This window comes from Glycomyces sp. NPDC050141 (assembly GCF_055586545.1).
Genome location: NZ_JBVJHZ010000001.1, coordinates 118,062 through 132,520, shown reverse-complemented (window position 1 = coordinate 132,520; position 14,459 = coordinate 118,062). Strand labels below are relative to the sequence as shown.

The window sequence follows — 14,459 nt, the reverse complement described above, 5'->3', positions numbered from 1 at the left end:
TGCGGCGTCCCGGCCCTCACCTGTGCGAAGAGACTGGTCTAAGCGGGCGTGCACGTCACCGTGGGGACGGAAGCGGTCGAGCCGTCGTTCTTGGTGATGTTGAACCCGAACGTCGTCGACTGCCCGGCCGCGAGCGTGCCGTTGTAGGCGGCGTTCGCGCCGTTCACCGTCGCCCCGGTCAGGGTCCCGGTCACGCTCCAGGCGTTGGAGATCCGCTCCGAGCCCGGCCAGGTCCACGTCACGTTCCAACCGGTCAGGGCCTGGTTGGCCGTCACTGTCGCCGAATAGGTCGCGCCGGTGTTCCACGGGCTCTGGACGGCCAGCACCGCGGTGCAGCCCGAGCCGGTGGGCGGGGGCGTGGTGGTCGCGGGGTTCGAGGTGGCCGGGGTCGTGGTCGGGTTCCCGGTGCCGTCGCCGCCGAGGGCGTTCAGCGTCGAGGTGTACGCGGGCTTCTTGGAGAGGTCGTCGTTGAACAGCAGCGGCGCACCGTAACCGGGGAAGACGCTCGGGACCCAGGAGTCGCCGTCGCGCAGGCCCCACACCGTGACGCCGGAGCAGTCGGCGAGCTCGGCGCACATGGCGACCACGCGCTCGTAGTCGGCGGCCTGCTGCGCGAGCTCGGTCGAGTCGGCCGGGGTCGGGAGCCGGATGTCCAGCTCGGTGATGCGGACCTTCAGGCCCAGGTCGACGAAGCGCTGCAGGTTCGCCTCCATCGTGGAGGGCACCTGGCCGAGGATCAGGTGGGACTGGAAGCCCACGCCGTCGAGCACGTTCTGCGCCTTCAGGCCCTGGGCGATGGTGTAGATCCGGTCCGACTTCGCGTTGTCGGCCTCGATCGAGTAGTCGTTGATGTACAGGTCCGCGTTCGGGTCGGCCGCACGGGCGGTCTGGAACGCGGTCGTGATGTACCCCTCGCCGAGTCCGTTGAGCCAGAACGAGGAGCGCAGGGCGCCGTTGGAGTCGCTCACGACCTCGTTGACGACGTCCCAGGAGTCGACGCGGCCCTCGTAGCGGTTGGCGAGCGTGTTGATGTGGTCGACCATCGCGGTCTGCAGGGCCGTGCCGGAGAGGTTCTGCACCCACGAAGGGGTCTGGCTGTGCCACACGAAGGTGTGGCCGTGGACGGTCTGGTTGTTGTCCTCGGCGAAGTCCACGATGGCGTCGGCCTGCGTGAACGTGTAGTTGCCGTCGGAGGGCTCGGTGGCGTCCCACTTCATCGCGTTCTCGGCGGTGAGCGAGTTGAATTCCGAGGCCACGGTGTTGCGGTAGGACTCGTTGTTCATGAGCTGGGAGTAGGACACGGCCACGCCGATGTCCTTGCCGAGGGCGTCGGCCGCGCCGCGGAGGGTGGTCTGGGCGCTCGCGAACTGGGTCGAGAGCCCGATGCCGAGCGCCGCGGTCGCGACGGTGACGACCCCCGCGATCACAGCGCGGCGGCGTTGACGGGATTTCAGCACGGAATGCTCCTCAGGGTGGTGCCGCGCCGTGAGGGTACGAGGCTGTTCGAAGGATGGGCCCCAGCGGGAGCGGAGCGCTCCCAGCGAGGTGAGCACAGCCTAGCCGGAACATAGATGCTGGTCAATACCGACGCTCGCCGGATGAATTTTCGTCGAACCGACGAGAATAATCTCGTCATGATGACGATAAAGAAGTATCCTGTGAATATGACACCCCTGCAAGCGAAACCCGCATACCACCGCCCGATCCCCTGGCAGGTCCTCGCCGCGCTCGCGCTCATCTGCGGCAGCATCCTGTCACTGGCCGTCCAGGCCTCCCTCCTCTTGAACCTCCGCGGAGCGCTCCCCGAGCCCGGCCCGCAACTGGTGCTGGGCATCCTCATCGGCACCGCGATCGCCGCGCTCGCCAGCACGGTCCTCGCCGTGGGCATCGCCGCCCGCCAGAACTGGGCGAGGGTCCTGGAGATCGCGCTGTGCGTCCTCTGCTGCTTCTACAACCTGCCCGCCGCGGTCGGCTTCAGCATCGCGCCCGTGCGGACGAGCCTGGGGTTCGACGGCGTCGACGCACTCTCGGCCTACGGCGCCCTCACCCTGTGCCTGGTGCTGCTCTTCCTGCTGCACAACGAGAAAGCCGCGGCTTACACGTACCGGGGCGGCGGGGCGAGCTGGCCGGAGGAATGACGAAGGGCGGGTCCGCCCAGAGCAGCCGATTTGTAAGCGCGGCTTCGCCGCGCTTACAGGCTGTTCTTCCGGGACCCGCCCCTCACTCTCGGCTTACTTGGCGACGATCGAGACCATCTTGCCCGCCACCACGATGACCTTCTTGACGTCCTTGCCCGCCAGGTTCGCGGCCACCTTCTCCTCGGCCAGCGCGGCGGCCTTCACGGCCTCCTCGTCGGCTCCGGCGGCGACCTCGATGCGCCCGCGCACCTTGCCGTTGATCTGCACCGGGTAGGTGACGGTGTCCTCGACCAGGTGGCGCTCGTCGGCGACCGGGAAGTCCACGTAGGCGATGCCGCCCTTGTGGCCCAGGCGCTCCCACAGCTCCTCGGCGATGTGCGGGGCGATCGGCGCGGCCATGGCGACCAGGGCCTCGGCGGCCTCGCGCGGGACCGGGTTCAGGCCGGTCAGGTGGTTGTTCAGCGTGATCAGCTTGGCGACGGCGGTGTTCATCCGCAGGTTCTCGTAGTCGTCGCGGACCCCGGCGATGGCCTTGTGCAGTTCGCGCAGGGTCTCAGGCGTCGGCGCGGTGTCGGCGACCGTGACCTCGCCGGTCTCCTCGTCGACGATGTTGCGCCACAGGCGCTGCAGGAACCGCTGGGAGCCGACGATGGCGCGGGTCTCCCAGGGCTTGGAGTCGGCCAGGGGGCCCATCGACATCTCGTAGACGCGGAAGGTGTCGGCGCCGTAGGACTCGCAGACCTCGTCGGGGGTGACGACGTTCTTGAGGGACTTGCCCATCTTGCCGTACTCGCGGTTGACCTTGGCGCCCTTGTAGGTGTAGACGCCTTCGGACTCTTCCTCGACCTCTTCGGCCGGGACGTAGACGCCGCGGTCGTCGGTGTAGGCGTAGGCCTGGATGTAGCCCTGGTTGAACAGGCGGCGGAAGGGCTCGCGGCTGGAGACGTGGCCCAGGTCGAACAGGACCTTCTGCCAGAAGCGGGCGTACAGCAGGTGCAGGACGGCGTGCTCGACGCCGCCGATGTACAGGTCGACGCCGCCGACGTCCTCGGCGTCCTGCGGGCCCATCCAGTAGGACTCGTTGGCGGGGTCGGCCAGGGTCGCGGCGGCCTTGGGGTCGGTGTAGCGCAGCTCGTACCAGGAGGACCCGGCCCAGTTGGGCATGGTGTTGAGTTCGCGGGTGTAGGTCTTGGGTCCGTCGCCCAGGTCCAGTTCGACCTCGACCCAGTCCTTGGCGCGGCCCAGGGGCGGCTCGGGGGCGGAGTCGGCGTCTTCGGCGTCGAAGGTCTTGGGCGAGAAGTCGTCCATCTGCGGCAGGGCGACGGGCAGGTGCTCGTCGCTCAGGGCCACGGGCAGGCCGGTCTCGTCGTAGACGATCGGGAAGGGCTCGCCCCAGTAGCGCTGGCGGCTGAACAGCCAGTCGCGCAGGCGGAACGTCGTGGCGCCTTCGCCGCGGCCGTGCTCGTTCAGCCAGTCGATCATGCGGGCCTTGGCGTCGGCGACGGCCAGGCCGTCGAGGAAGCCGGAGTTGACGCAGGTGCCGGTGCTGCTGGTCAGCACGGCCTGGCGGTCCCATTCGGCGCCTTCGGTGAGGACCTGGACGATCGGGATGCCGAAGGCGGTGGCGAAGTCGAAGTCGCGTTCGTCGTGGGCGGGGACGGCCATGATCGCGCCGGTGCCGTATCCGGCCAGGACGTAGTCGGCGATGAAGACCGGGACCGTGTCGCCGTTGACGGGGTTGGTGGCGTAGCCGCCGGTGAAGACGCCGGTCTTGGTCTTGGCGTCGGCCTGGCGCTCCACGTCGGTCTTGGCGGCGGCCTGGGCGCGGTAGGCGGCGACGGCCCCGGCGGGGGTGTCGTGGCCGCCGGTCCAGGCGGCGGGGACGCCGGCGGGCCAGGACTCGGCGGTCAGGGACTCGACCAGCGGGTGCTCGGGGGCCAGGACCATGTAGGTGGCGCCGAACAGGGTGTCGGGGCGGGTGGTGAAGACGCGGATGTCCCCGGCGTAGGTCGCGAAGTCGACGAACGCGCCGGTGGACTTGCCGATCCAGTTGCGCTGCATCGACTTCAGGGACTCGGTCCAGTCCAGGCCGTCCAGGTCCGACAGCAGGCGGTCGGCGTAGGCGGTGATGCGCATCATCCACTGCTTCAGGGTGCGCGTGTAGACCGGGAAGTTGCCGCGCTCGGAGCGGCCCTCGGAGGTGACCTCTTCGTTGGACAGCACGGTGCCCAGGCCGGGGCACCAGTTCACGGGCGCTTCGGTGACGTAGGCCAGGCGGTGGCCGTCGATGACGCGGCGGCGCTCGACGCTGCTCAGCTCGGACCACGGGCGGCCGTCGGCGGTCGGGCGCTCACCGGACTCGAAGGCGTTGATCAGTTCGCTGATCGGGCGCGCCTTGTCGGCGTCGGTGTCGTACCAGGAGTTGAAGATCTGCAGGAAGATCCACTGGGTCCACTTGAAGTACTCGGGGTCGGTGGTGGCGAACTCGCGGCGGTTGTCGTAGCCCATGCCGACCAGGCGCAGCTGGCGCCGGTACCGGTCGATGTTCTCGGCGGTGATCTCGGCGGGCTGGCGGCCCGTGGCGATCGCGTACTGCTCGGTGGGCAGGCCGAACGCGTCGAAGCCCAGCGGGTGCAGGACGTTGAACCCGGCCATGCGCAGGTAGCGCGAGTACGCGTCCGTGGCGATGTACCCCAGCGGGTGGCCCACGTGCAGGCCCGCGCCGGACGGGTACGGGAACATGTCCATGACGAACTTCTTGGGCGCCCCGGCGCGCGGGTGGTCCGGCTCGGCCAGGGCCCCGGACGGGTTGGGGGCGCGGAAGGTCTGCTCGGCCTCCCAGCGCTCCTGCCAGCGCGGTTCGATCGCGTTGGCCAGCTTGGCGTCGTAGCGGTGTGCGGGTTCGGTCATGGCTCGTCCTGTGGTCCGGTGATGGCTTCGGGTTCGGGCTGCGGTTTCCGGGTATGAACCCTAGACAGCAAAAAACCCCTGGCATGCAGGGGTGGCCGTGTCGGTTCTCTCCGACACGGCTATCTAAGGAGCACGGAAGCCCGGGACATGCGACCAGTGTAGCGGAGTGGCGCTGCGGTGGCGCGTGACATAGGGTCTGGGCGCGTCCGAGTAGGATGGCGGACAGGCGACCGTAACGCGGGACGGCGTGTCAGGTCGCGCATTTCCGCAGACTTTCCCCCCGGGAGGACCATTGACCTTCGAGTCGTCCCCAGGCCAGCCGCCGCAGGCCCCCGCGCCGCTCTCCCCGCAGGAGTTCAAGGCGACGGCCGAGGGCATCCTGACGAACGTCGAGTGGGTGATCGAGGGCAAGTCCCACACGATCAAGCTCGCGCTCGCGGTGATGCTCGCGGAAGGCCACCTGCTGCTGGAGGACGTGCCGGGGGTCGGCAAGACCCAGCTGGCGAAGGCGCTGGCCCGCTCGGTCGACTGCTCGGTGCGGCGCATCCAGTTCACGCCGGACCTCCTGCCTTCGGACGTGACGGGCGTGAGCATCTTCGATCCCGAGAAGCGCGACTTCGTGTTCAAGCCGGGCGCGATCTTCGGGAACCTGATCCTGGGCGACGAGATCAACCGCGCCAGCCCCAAGACGCAGGCCGCGCTCCTGGAGTGCATGGAGGAGCGGCAGGTCACGGTCGACGGGAACACGTACAAGCTGCGCAGCCCGTTCATGGTCATCGCCACCCAGAACCCGGTGGAGATGGAGGGGACGTACCCGCTTCCTGAGGCGCAGCGCGACCGGTTCGCGGCGCGCCTGGCGATCGGGTACCCGGACGTGAACGCGGAGCTGGCGCTCCTGGACCGCCGCGAGGAGTACAACCCGCTCGACGCGCTGCGGCCGGTCGCGGACGCGGAGATGATCGTGCGGATGATCGCGGCGGCGCGCGCGGTGCACATGGCGCCCGAGCTGAAGCGGTACGTGGTCGACCTGGTCGCCGCGACGCGCACGAACGCGCAGGTCCGGTTGGGAGCGAGCCCGCGGGCGACGCTGCAGCTGCTGCGGTGCACGCAGGTGCTCGCGGCGATGGACGGCCGCGATTTCGCGTTGCCTGACGACGTGCAGCAGCTGGCAGTGCCGGTCCTTGCGCACCGGTTGATCCCCACGACGGAGACGACGATGGGCGGCGGCGACACGAAGGCGATCGTGTCGGACATCCTCCGGCACGTCCCGGTGGTGTCCCACCCGGGGAGGTATTAGGCGTGGAGCTCACCGGGCGCGGCAAGACTCTGCTGGCGGTGAGCGTGGTGGTCGGGCTCGTCTCGCTGGTGGTGGGCGAGGGCGACCTGCTGCGCGCGGCGCTGCTGGCGTTCATCGCGCCGCTGGGCGGGCTCGTGCTGCTGCGCTGGTCGCGGCCGTCGCTGGAGTCGAACCGGGTGCTGAACCCGGCGCAGGTCGAGGCGGGGCAGCCCACGCAGGTGCGCCTGGGCATCCAGAACACGGGCCGGGCGCGGCCTCCGGCGCTGATGCTGGAGGACCGCATCCCGTACCGGCTGGGGAACCGGCCGCGCCTGGTGCTGGAGAAGCTCGCGCCGGGCGCGCGGAGCGTCGTGAACTACACGATCACGCCGGGCACGCGGGGCGCGTACGAGCTGGGGCCTCTGACGGTGCGCACGTCCGACCCGTTCGGGCTGGCCGTCTCGGTGCAGGAGTTCCCTTTGACGACCGAGCTGATCGTGACCCCGCGCATCCAGCCGCTGCGGAGCCTCCTGCTGCCGGGCGGGGCCGGGATGTCCTCGGGCGAGTCGGCGGCGCACGCGGTCGCGATCACCGGCAACGACGACATCGCCGTGCGCGAGTACCGCCACGGCGACGACATGCGGCGCGTGCACTGGAAGGCCAGCGCGCACCGCGGGCAGCTCATGGTGCGCCGCGAGGAGCAGCCGTGGGAGAACAACGCGGCGATCCTGCTGGACGTGCGCCGGGGCGCGCACCGCGGGGAGCTGTCGAGCTTCGAGTGGATGGTGGACGCGGCCGCTTCGGCGACGGTGCGGCTCTCGCGGGACGGCATCGACCCGTGGCTGATCACCGCGCACCGCGATTTCGAATGCCGCCAAGGCGATTACAGCCAGGCGATGCGGTACCTGGCGACGGTGGCCGCGGCCCCCGAGGCGCCGGTGTCGCACATGGTCGAGAAGGCCCAGCGGCCGCGTTCGGTCTCCGGGATCGTGGCGTTCCTAGGGCATTTGAGCCCTGAGGACGCGGCGACGCTGGGGCAGCTGGCGAAGCGCGGCGGGGCGTGCACGGCGCTCGTGGTCGACCCGGTGCGGTGGATTCCGAAGGCGCCGTCGAGCCGGCAGGACCCGCGCGAGCGGGCGTTCGCCGAGCAGCACGTCGCGGCCGTCTCGACGCTGTCGAACGCGGGCTGGCAGGTGATCCCGGTGGTCGCCGGGACCGAGCTGCGCCGGGTGTGGACCCGCCTGGGCGCGTGGAGGACTCTCGCATGAGCGGACAGCGGCACGCCACGATGGTCGCGGCCGCCACCCTGGCCCTGACGCTGACGCCGCTCATCGGCATCTTCGAGGGCCTGGGGTGGACGGTCCCGGTGCTGCTCACCCTCACGGTGATCGCGACCTGCGGGTCGCTGACGCGCGCGGCCGGGCGCGGGCAGGGCCTGCAGACCGCCGCGATGTGCGCGGGGCTGCTGGTCGTGCTGACCGCCGGTTTCGGGGACGGCACCGGCTTCCTGTTCATCATCCCGATGCCGGACACGTTCGCGCACTTCGGCGCGCTCGCCGGTGAAGGCGTCGCGGGGATCGTCCGGGAGGCCCCGCCGGTGGCCGCCGAGGGCGGCATCCTGTTCCTGACGCTCCTGGGGATCGGGCTCGTCGCGATCCTCCACGACATGTTCGTGGTCGGCCTGCGCACCCCGGCGCTCGCGGGGCTGACGCTCCTGACGATGTACCTGGTGCCGGTCTCGGTCGCGCCGGACGCGACGGCCTGGTTCTGGTTCATCCTCCCCGCCGTCTCGTACCTGTGGCTCCTCGCCGACGACAACCTGCGGCGCGTCTCGGCGTTCGGGCACCGGTTCACCGGGACGGGCCAGCTCGTGTCGCAGCGGTTCCCCTCGCCGATGGCGCGCACGGCCCGCTGGTCGGCGACGGGGTTCATCGTCGCCACGCTCCTGGCGCTCACCGTCGTCCCGACCAACACGTCCGGGTTCATCGACCGGGTCGCCGACGGCTACGAGGGCGGCGGCGACGCCGGGCTCGGCGACGTCAACCCGTGGGCGCAGCTGTCCGGGTCGCTCAACCGGCCCGAGGAGGTCGACGTCCTGCGCGTCGCGACGGACGATCCGAACCCGCGCTACCTGCGGATGCACGTCCTCGACGAGCTCACCACGGACGGCTTCGGCCCCAACGACTACGAGAGCGGCGAGCCCCTCGGCACCCTCGCCGACAACGCCTCCGGCGACGGCGACGTGTACACCGCGAGCATCGAGAACCTCGCGCTGCAGGCCCCGGTCGTGCCCGTCTACGGCGACCCGGTCGACCTCTCGATCGAGGGGAGCTGGGTCGTCGACGACGAGACCGACGTGATCAACGGCGACGGCACCGACATGGGCGACGTCGACTCGTACTCGCTCTCCTATGTGGACTGGGAACCGGACGCGGCGGTCCTCGCCGGCGCCGACGGCATGGACTCCTCCGACGACCGGTGGGAGTCCAACACCCGGACGCCCGACGTGCCCGAGCTGACCGAGATCGTCGACCGCGAGCTCGCGGGGGCGACCACCGTCCACGAGAAGGTCCTCGCGGCACTCGAGTACCTCTCGGTCGGCAACGGCTTCCAGTACTCCCTGGAGACCACCGACGCGGGCAACGACGAGGCCATCCTCGACTTCCTCGAGACCAAAGAGGGCTACTGCCAGCAGTACGCGGCCGCCATGGCGTGGATGCTGCGCGAGGCCGACGTCGCCGCGCGCGTCGTCATCGGCATGTCCCAGGGCACCCGCGACGGCGAGGACTGGGTCCTCACCAGCCACGACTACCACGCGTGGGTCGAGGTCTACTACGACGGACCGGGCTGGGTCACCTACGACCCGACCCCGGTCTCGGGCGTGCCCGGCGCCGTCACGTTCCCGTGGGCGACCGAGCCGCTGCCCGAGGACGAGCAGACCGCCGAGCCCGGCGCGACCACCGAGCCCGGCACCGAACCCAGCGAAGGCGCCAGCACCGCCCCGGCCGACCCCTCCGAAGGGGCCCCCACCACCGAAGGGCCCACCGCGCAGGCCGCAGACGGAGGCTCCGGCGGCGGCTTCGGGTTCAACCCGGCCTGGCTGCTCCTGCTCCCCGCCCTGGCCCTCCCGTTCCTGCCCGCCGTATGGCGCGGCCTCCTGCGCCGCCGCAGACTCGACCCGGCCCGCGTCACCGCCAAGACCGCGTGGGACGAGACCCTCGACCTCGCCCTCGACTACGGCGTGGGCCTCAGCGACTCGCTCACCCCCAGGCAGGCCGCCGGGGTCCTCGCCCAGGCCGCCCCCGCCGCCAGGGAGGCCGCGACCGCCCTCGGCGCGGCCATGGCCCGCCACCGCTACTCCCCCCACGGGGCCGACCCGGCCGGGCTCGCCGACGCCGTGCGCGACCTCCACTCCGAACTGGACAAGACCGCCGAGCCGCGCCGCCGCTACAAGGCCGTGTTCTGGCCCGCGTCGCTCCTGGCGAAGCTCTCCGCGAAGCAGGCCGAGGAGAGCGCCCGCCTGGCCCGGCGCTCCGCCAGGGCCACTGACCGGGTCCGCTCCGCAGTGCGGCGGCCGCGACGTTCGAACAGCCGCAAGGACCGGTCTGTCACAGGCCGCCCTTAGGCTGGCGGGCATGTACAGACGCGGCGCTGCCGAGAGCGACGGTGCACTCACCGAGACCGGCTACACCCAGCCGACCCTCGACAGCCTGGGCACGGCCCTGTCCGAGGTCGTGTTCTGCGTCGTCGACCTGGAGACCACCGGCCTCGCCGCCGACGCGTGCGGCATCACCGAGATCGGCGCCGTCAAAGTCAAAGGCGGCGAGGTCATCGGCGAGTTCGGGACCCTCGTCAACCCCGGCGAGTCCATCGACCCGCGCGTCACCCGCCTCACGGGCATCACCGACGCGATGGTCGCCGACGCCCCCGGCATCGAAGCGGTCCTCCCCGCGTTCCTCGAGTTCGCGCACGGCGCCACCCTCGTCGCCCACAACGCGGGCTTCGACATCGGGTTCCTGCGCCACGCGTGCGAGCTCACCGACACGCGCTGGCCCCGCCCGCCCGTCATCGACACCGTGGTCCTGGCCCGGCGCCTCACCGAGAAGAGCGAGGTCCCCAACCGGCGGCTCGGCACCCTCGCGCGGTTCTTCGGCTCCCCCGTCACCCCCAACCACCGGGCGCTCGACGACGCCCGCGCCACCGTCACCGTCCTGCACGCCCTCATCGAGCGCGCCTCCGGGCACGGCGTCACGACCGACGCCGAACTCGCCGAGTTCTGCCGCGCCATCCCCTCCGAACTGCAGCGCCGCAAACGCCACCTCGCCGACGGGCTCCCCCACGGCCCCGGCGTCTACATCTTCCGCGACGCCGACGACCGGGCGCTCTACATCGGCGTCTCGGTCGATGTCGCCGCCCGCGTCCGCTCCTACTTCTCCGCCGCCGAGCAGCGCCGCCGCCTGCGCGACATGCTCGCCTCCGCAGAACGCGTCGAGGTCATCGAGTGCGCCCACCGGCTCGAGGCCGGCGTCGCGGAGCTGCGGCTCATCTCGGGCGGCAAACCGCCCTACAACCGGGCCGCGAAATTCCCCGAGCACCGCTCCTGGGTGCGCCTCACCGACGAGCCCTACCCGCGCCTCCAGGTCTCCCGCACCCCGCCCGGGCCCGGCGCGCCCCGGCTCGGCCCCACCTCGGGGTCGCAGGCGCAGGCCGCGATCGCCGCGATCGAGGCGGCCCTGCCGATCCGCTCGTGCCGCACCCGCCTGTCCCCCAAGCGGTTGTCGCCCACGTGCGTGCTCGGCGAGATCGGCAAGTGCGTCGAGCCGTGCCGCCACACCGTCTCCGTCGAGGAGTACGCAGCGGTCGCCGAACGGGCCGCCCGCGCCATGGACGGCGACCCGGCCCCGGTCGCGGCGGCCGTCACCGAGCGCCTCGCCGAACTCGCGGCGGCCGAGCGGTTCGAGTCCGCCGCCGAGAAGCGCGACGAACTCGGCGCGTACCTCCAACTCGCGGCCGCCACGCACCGCACCAGGAGCCTCGTGGCGGCCGGGGAGATCGTCGCCGCGGGCCGGGCCAAGGGCGGCGGCTGGGAGGTCGCCGTGATCCGCCACGGGCTCCTCGCCGGGGCCGTCCGCACCCCGCCTCGGGCCGACCCGATGCCGCACATCGCGAAACTCCGCGAGACCGCCCGATCCGTCGACCCGCTCGCCGACGTCGCCGACGCCGCCCACGCCGCCGAGACCCGCCTCCTCCTCGAATGGCTCGCCCGCCCCGACGTCCGCCTCGTCATGGTCGAGCACCCCTGGGCCAGCCGCCTCGACGGCGCCGAACGCTGGAACGGCACCGTCCCCCACGACCCGTCCCCCTGGCGCCGCAGCACCGGCGAACGCTGACCACATACTGGGACCGCCCCGTGGACTTTCCGCTGTCCCAAGCGAACCCAGCGTGCCAACTTCTGAGACCGGCGCAACTGCGCGAATCGGACGTGAGTCGTCTCGCATTCATTTGCGGCGCTTGGGGTTTCCGGCAAGCGCTCGACACGGGTACTGTGTGTCATCCGCCGATAGCGGCGGCCCTGCCGAAATCCGACAGTGTCTAGTGTCGATTCTCTCCAAGAATCGTTGTACATCTAGAATGCGGTCAACCTTGGGCATCGGAGGCTTTCATGTTGCGCGCATTGCTTTCCGCTACTCGATCTGCCAAACCCGACGACCCGTGGGACCTCGCGGGGAAGGTGGCGCAGCTCGAAGCGGCCCACCGTGCGCACTGCGAGCAGCCCGACATGCTCCTCGTCCGCCGCGCCTACCGCATCGCCGAGCAGATGCACCGCGGCCAGGCCCGCCGCTCCGGCGAGCCCTACATCACCCACCCGATCGCGGTCTCCACCATCCTCGCCGAGCTCGGCGTCGACACCGCGACCATCGCGGCCGGGCTCCTCCACGACACCGTCGAGGACACCAGCTACTCCCTCGAAGCCCTCCGCGGCGACTTCGGCGACGAGATCGCCGTCATGGTCGACGGCGTCACCAAGCTCGACAAGATCCACCTCGGCTCCGCCGCCGAGGCCGAGACGTTCCGCAAGCTCGTGCTCACCGCCGGGCGCGACATCCGCGTCATGGTCATCAAGCTCGCCGACCGCCTCCACAACATGCGGACCATCAAGTTCAAGAAGCGCCCCAGCCAGATCCGCATCGCCGAGGCCACCAAGGACGTCCTCATCCCCCTCGCCGACCGGCTCGGCCTCTACGTCATCAAGCGCGAACTCGAGGACATCGTCCTCGAGACCCTCGAACCCGAGGTCTTCCAGCGCATCCGCGAGCACCTCGGCTCCGACACCGACCGCAACCGCCAGGTCGCCGCCATCGCCCCCCAGGTCCGCCGCGCCCTGCGCGAGTTCAAGGTCGCCGCGCGCCTGCTCGACCGGCCCCGGCACCCGTACTCGATCTACCGCGAGATGCAGAAGCACCCCGGCACCGGCCCGGCCGACCCGCCGCGCCTGGTCATCGTCGTCGACGGCCCCGCCACCGACTGCTACGCCGCGCTCGGCGCGATCCACAAGCTCTGGAAGCCCGTCGGCGGCAAGTTCCGCGACCTCATCGCCGCCAAGAAGTTCAACCTGTACCAGTCGATCCACACCGCGGTCGCCGGACCCGGCGGCCTCCCGATCGAGTTCCTCATCCGCACCAAGGAGATGCACGAGACCGCCGAGGTCGGCATCGTCGCCGGGCTGCGCCAGTCCGGCTCCAACCCGGTCGACTTCCAGCTCCCGTGGCTCCAGCGCCTCCTCGACTGGCAGCACGAGGTCGCCGACTCCGGCCAGTTCCTCGACTCGCTCCGCTGCGACCTCGCCGACCAGGACATCCTCGTCTTCACCCGCGACGGCGAGCAGCTCATGGTCCCCAAGTCCTCCACCCCCGTCGACGTCGCGTACTGCTCCGGCCCCGCCAAGGGCCACCGCCTCATCGCCGCCTACGTCAACGGCGAGATCGCCCCGCTCGCGCAGAGCCTGCGCGACGGCGACACCGTCGAGCTCGTCCTCACCAACGAACAGCCCTACGGCCCTTCGAAGCAGTGGCTCGACCACGCCAAGACCCCCGAGGCGCAGCTGCACATCAACGACTGGTTCGGCGCCGTCGAGGACGTCGACTCCACCGGCGAGCTCCCCGTCATCCCCATGCAGCGCTTCGAAGACGAACTCAAAGCCGGAAAGAACCGCCTGTGGCGGTCGCTGATCGCCCGCGGGCGCGGACTCTCAGGCGAGCAACCGCTCCACGGCGTCGCGTCCTCTCTGGGCTTCCCAGACCTCGACTCGCTGTACCTCGCGCTCGCCCGGGAGAAGCTCGACCCGGACGAGCTCGCCGACAAGCTCATCACCACCGTCGACCGCTACTGACCGCAGCGCGGGCGCCCGCTCAGCCGTGCACCCACACCCGGAGCGGGCCGATCGGCTCGAAGCCGTGGCGCACGGCCGCATCCAGGTCGTCCCCGTGCTCATAGCCGACGACCGGCATGTCGGGGAACAGCCGGTGCACCGCCTCCAGCACCACGGGCCAAGCCGACTCGGGCCCGTCGGCGGCAGTGAAGACGTTGGAGATGCCGACGACCTCCTCGCTGCGGCTCGCGACGGCTCCGGCGAGGACGCGGTAGTCCTCATCGCAACCGAAGAGCACGAACGTGTCCGGGTCCTCGAGCAGCTCGGGCCGGAACAGGTCGGCATGGCCCTCCCCGCCGTCCCAGGCGGCCGCCCACTCGCGCAGCGTCTCCGGTTCGGCCACCGCCTCCCAGGAGAGGCCGGCCGCGGTCGCGGGCGGGCCCGCCGGGCGGTGCATCCACTGCGCCTCGAACAGCACCCGGAACCCCGCCGGGGCCAGGTCGAGGTCGGCGAAGCTGTCCTTGACGGAAGCGCCCGGCGAGACGGTGTCGATCCGGGACACCAGCACGCCCGGGTCGACGCCCGGTGCCAGCGTCACCGCGTCGGGGTAGAAGAGCGGCGTCCGGAAGGGCGCCGCCCAGGCGTCCGGTCCGGACACGCTCGGAATCCCGTGCGAAAGGCTCATGGACGCACACCATTCCGCGTTGTTGCGCGCGGCGGCCTGGATCTGGGGGTACTGCGGCATCGTCACGAGAACGCATCCTAG

At 71.0% G+C, this 14,459-nt stretch carries 9 protein-coding genes; 6 read left to right on the top strand and 3 right to left on the bottom strand.

Annotated features, from left to right (window positions below; genetic code table 11):
- Positions 1-38 precede the first annotated feature (38 nt).
- Positions 39-1,457, bottom strand: a complete 1,419-nt coding sequence (locus ACZ60M_RS00590) for an endo-1,4-beta-xylanase (RefSeq protein ID WP_465413234.1) — start codon at positions 1,455-1,457, stop codon at positions 39-41.
- Positions 1,458-1,664: 207 nt separating this feature from the next.
- On the opposite strand from ACZ60M_RS00590, the gene ACZ60M_RS00585 reads away from it, so the two are divergent.
- Positions 1,665-2,138, top strand: coding sequence for a hypothetical protein (locus ACZ60M_RS00585; RefSeq protein ID WP_465413232.1), 474 nt, complete (start codon positions 1,665-1,667; stop codon positions 2,136-2,138).
- Positions 2,139-2,231: 93 nt separating this feature from the next.
- Here the strand turns inward: ACZ60M_RS00585 and leuS are convergent, their stop codons facing one another.
- Positions 2,232-5,048, bottom strand: coding sequence for a leucine--tRNA ligase (gene leuS, locus ACZ60M_RS00580; RefSeq protein ID WP_465413230.1), 2,817 nt, complete (start codon positions 5,046-5,048; stop codon positions 2,232-2,234).
- A 292-nt stretch (positions 5,049-5,340) separates the two neighbouring features.
- Here leuS and ACZ60M_RS00575 point away from each other — a divergent pair, with 292 nt between their 5' ends.
- The 5 genes from ACZ60M_RS00575 to ACZ60M_RS00555 all read left to right on the top strand — a co-directional run bounded on the left by ACZ60M_RS00575 (position 5,341) and on the right by ACZ60M_RS00555 (position 13,714).
- On the top strand, positions 5,341-6,345 hold the full coding sequence (locus ACZ60M_RS00575; protein WP_465413228.1) for an AAA family ATPase: 1,005 nt from the start codon (positions 5,341-5,343) through the stop codon (positions 6,343-6,345).
- A 2-nt stretch (positions 6,346-6,347) separates the two neighbouring features.
- Positions 6,348-7,592, top strand: a complete 1,245-nt coding sequence (locus tag ACZ60M_RS00570) for a DUF58 domain-containing protein (RefSeq protein WP_465413226.1) — start codon at positions 6,348-6,350, stop codon at positions 7,590-7,592.
- Complete coding sequence (locus ACZ60M_RS00565; RefSeq protein ID WP_465413224.1) at positions 7,589-9,949, top strand: transglutaminase TgpA family protein; 2,361 nt, start codon at positions 7,589-7,591, stop codon at positions 9,947-9,949. The genes ACZ60M_RS00570 and ACZ60M_RS00565 overlap by 4 nt, the downstream gene beginning before the upstream one ends.
- A 10-nt stretch (positions 9,950-9,959) precedes the next feature.
- Positions 9,960-11,714: a DEDD exonuclease domain-containing protein gene (locus tag ACZ60M_RS00560; protein WP_465413223.1), complete on the top strand. Its 1,755-nt coding sequence runs from the start codon at positions 9,960-9,962 to the stop codon at positions 11,712-11,714.
- Between the two features lie 272 nt (positions 11,715-11,986).
- Positions 11,987-13,714 carry a RelA/SpoT family protein gene (locus tag ACZ60M_RS00555; protein WP_465413221.1) on the top strand — a complete coding sequence of 576 codons (1,728 nt, stop codon included), beginning with the start codon at positions 11,987-11,989 and terminating at the stop codon, positions 13,712-13,714.
- A 19-nt stretch (positions 13,715-13,733) separates the two neighbouring features.
- Here ACZ60M_RS00555 and ACZ60M_RS00550 read toward each other — a convergent pair whose 3' ends face one another.
- Positions 13,734-14,438, bottom strand: a complete 705-nt coding sequence (locus ACZ60M_RS00550) for a hypothetical protein (protein WP_465413479.1) — start codon at positions 14,436-14,438, stop codon at positions 13,734-13,736.
- Positions 14,439-14,459: the final 21 nt, after the last annotated feature.

Excerpts from the sequence above, each read along its gene's own strand:
- ACZ60M_RS00585 (WP_465413232.1), top strand. The coding sequence starts at position 1,665 with ATGACACCCCTGCAAGCGAAACCCGCATACCACCGCCCGATCCCCTGG.
- leuS (WP_465413230.1), bottom strand. The coding sequence starts at position 5,048 with ATGACCGAACCCGCACACCGCTACGACGCCAAGCTGGCCAACGCGATC.
- ACZ60M_RS00565 (WP_465413224.1), top strand. The coding sequence starts at position 7,589 with ATGAGCGGACAGCGGCACGCCACGATGGTCGCGGCCGCCACCCTGGCC.
- ACZ60M_RS00560 (WP_465413223.1), top strand. The coding sequence starts at position 9,960 with ATGTACAGACGCGGCGCTGCCGAGAGCGACGGTGCACTCACCGAGACC.
- ACZ60M_RS00555 (WP_465413221.1), top strand. The coding sequence starts at position 11,987 with ATGTTGCGCGCATTGCTTTCCGCTACTCGATCTGCCAAACCCGACGAC.
- ACZ60M_RS00550 (WP_465413479.1), bottom strand. The coding sequence starts at position 14,438 with ATGCCGCAGTACCCCCAGATCCAGGCCGCCGCGCGCAACAACGCGGAA.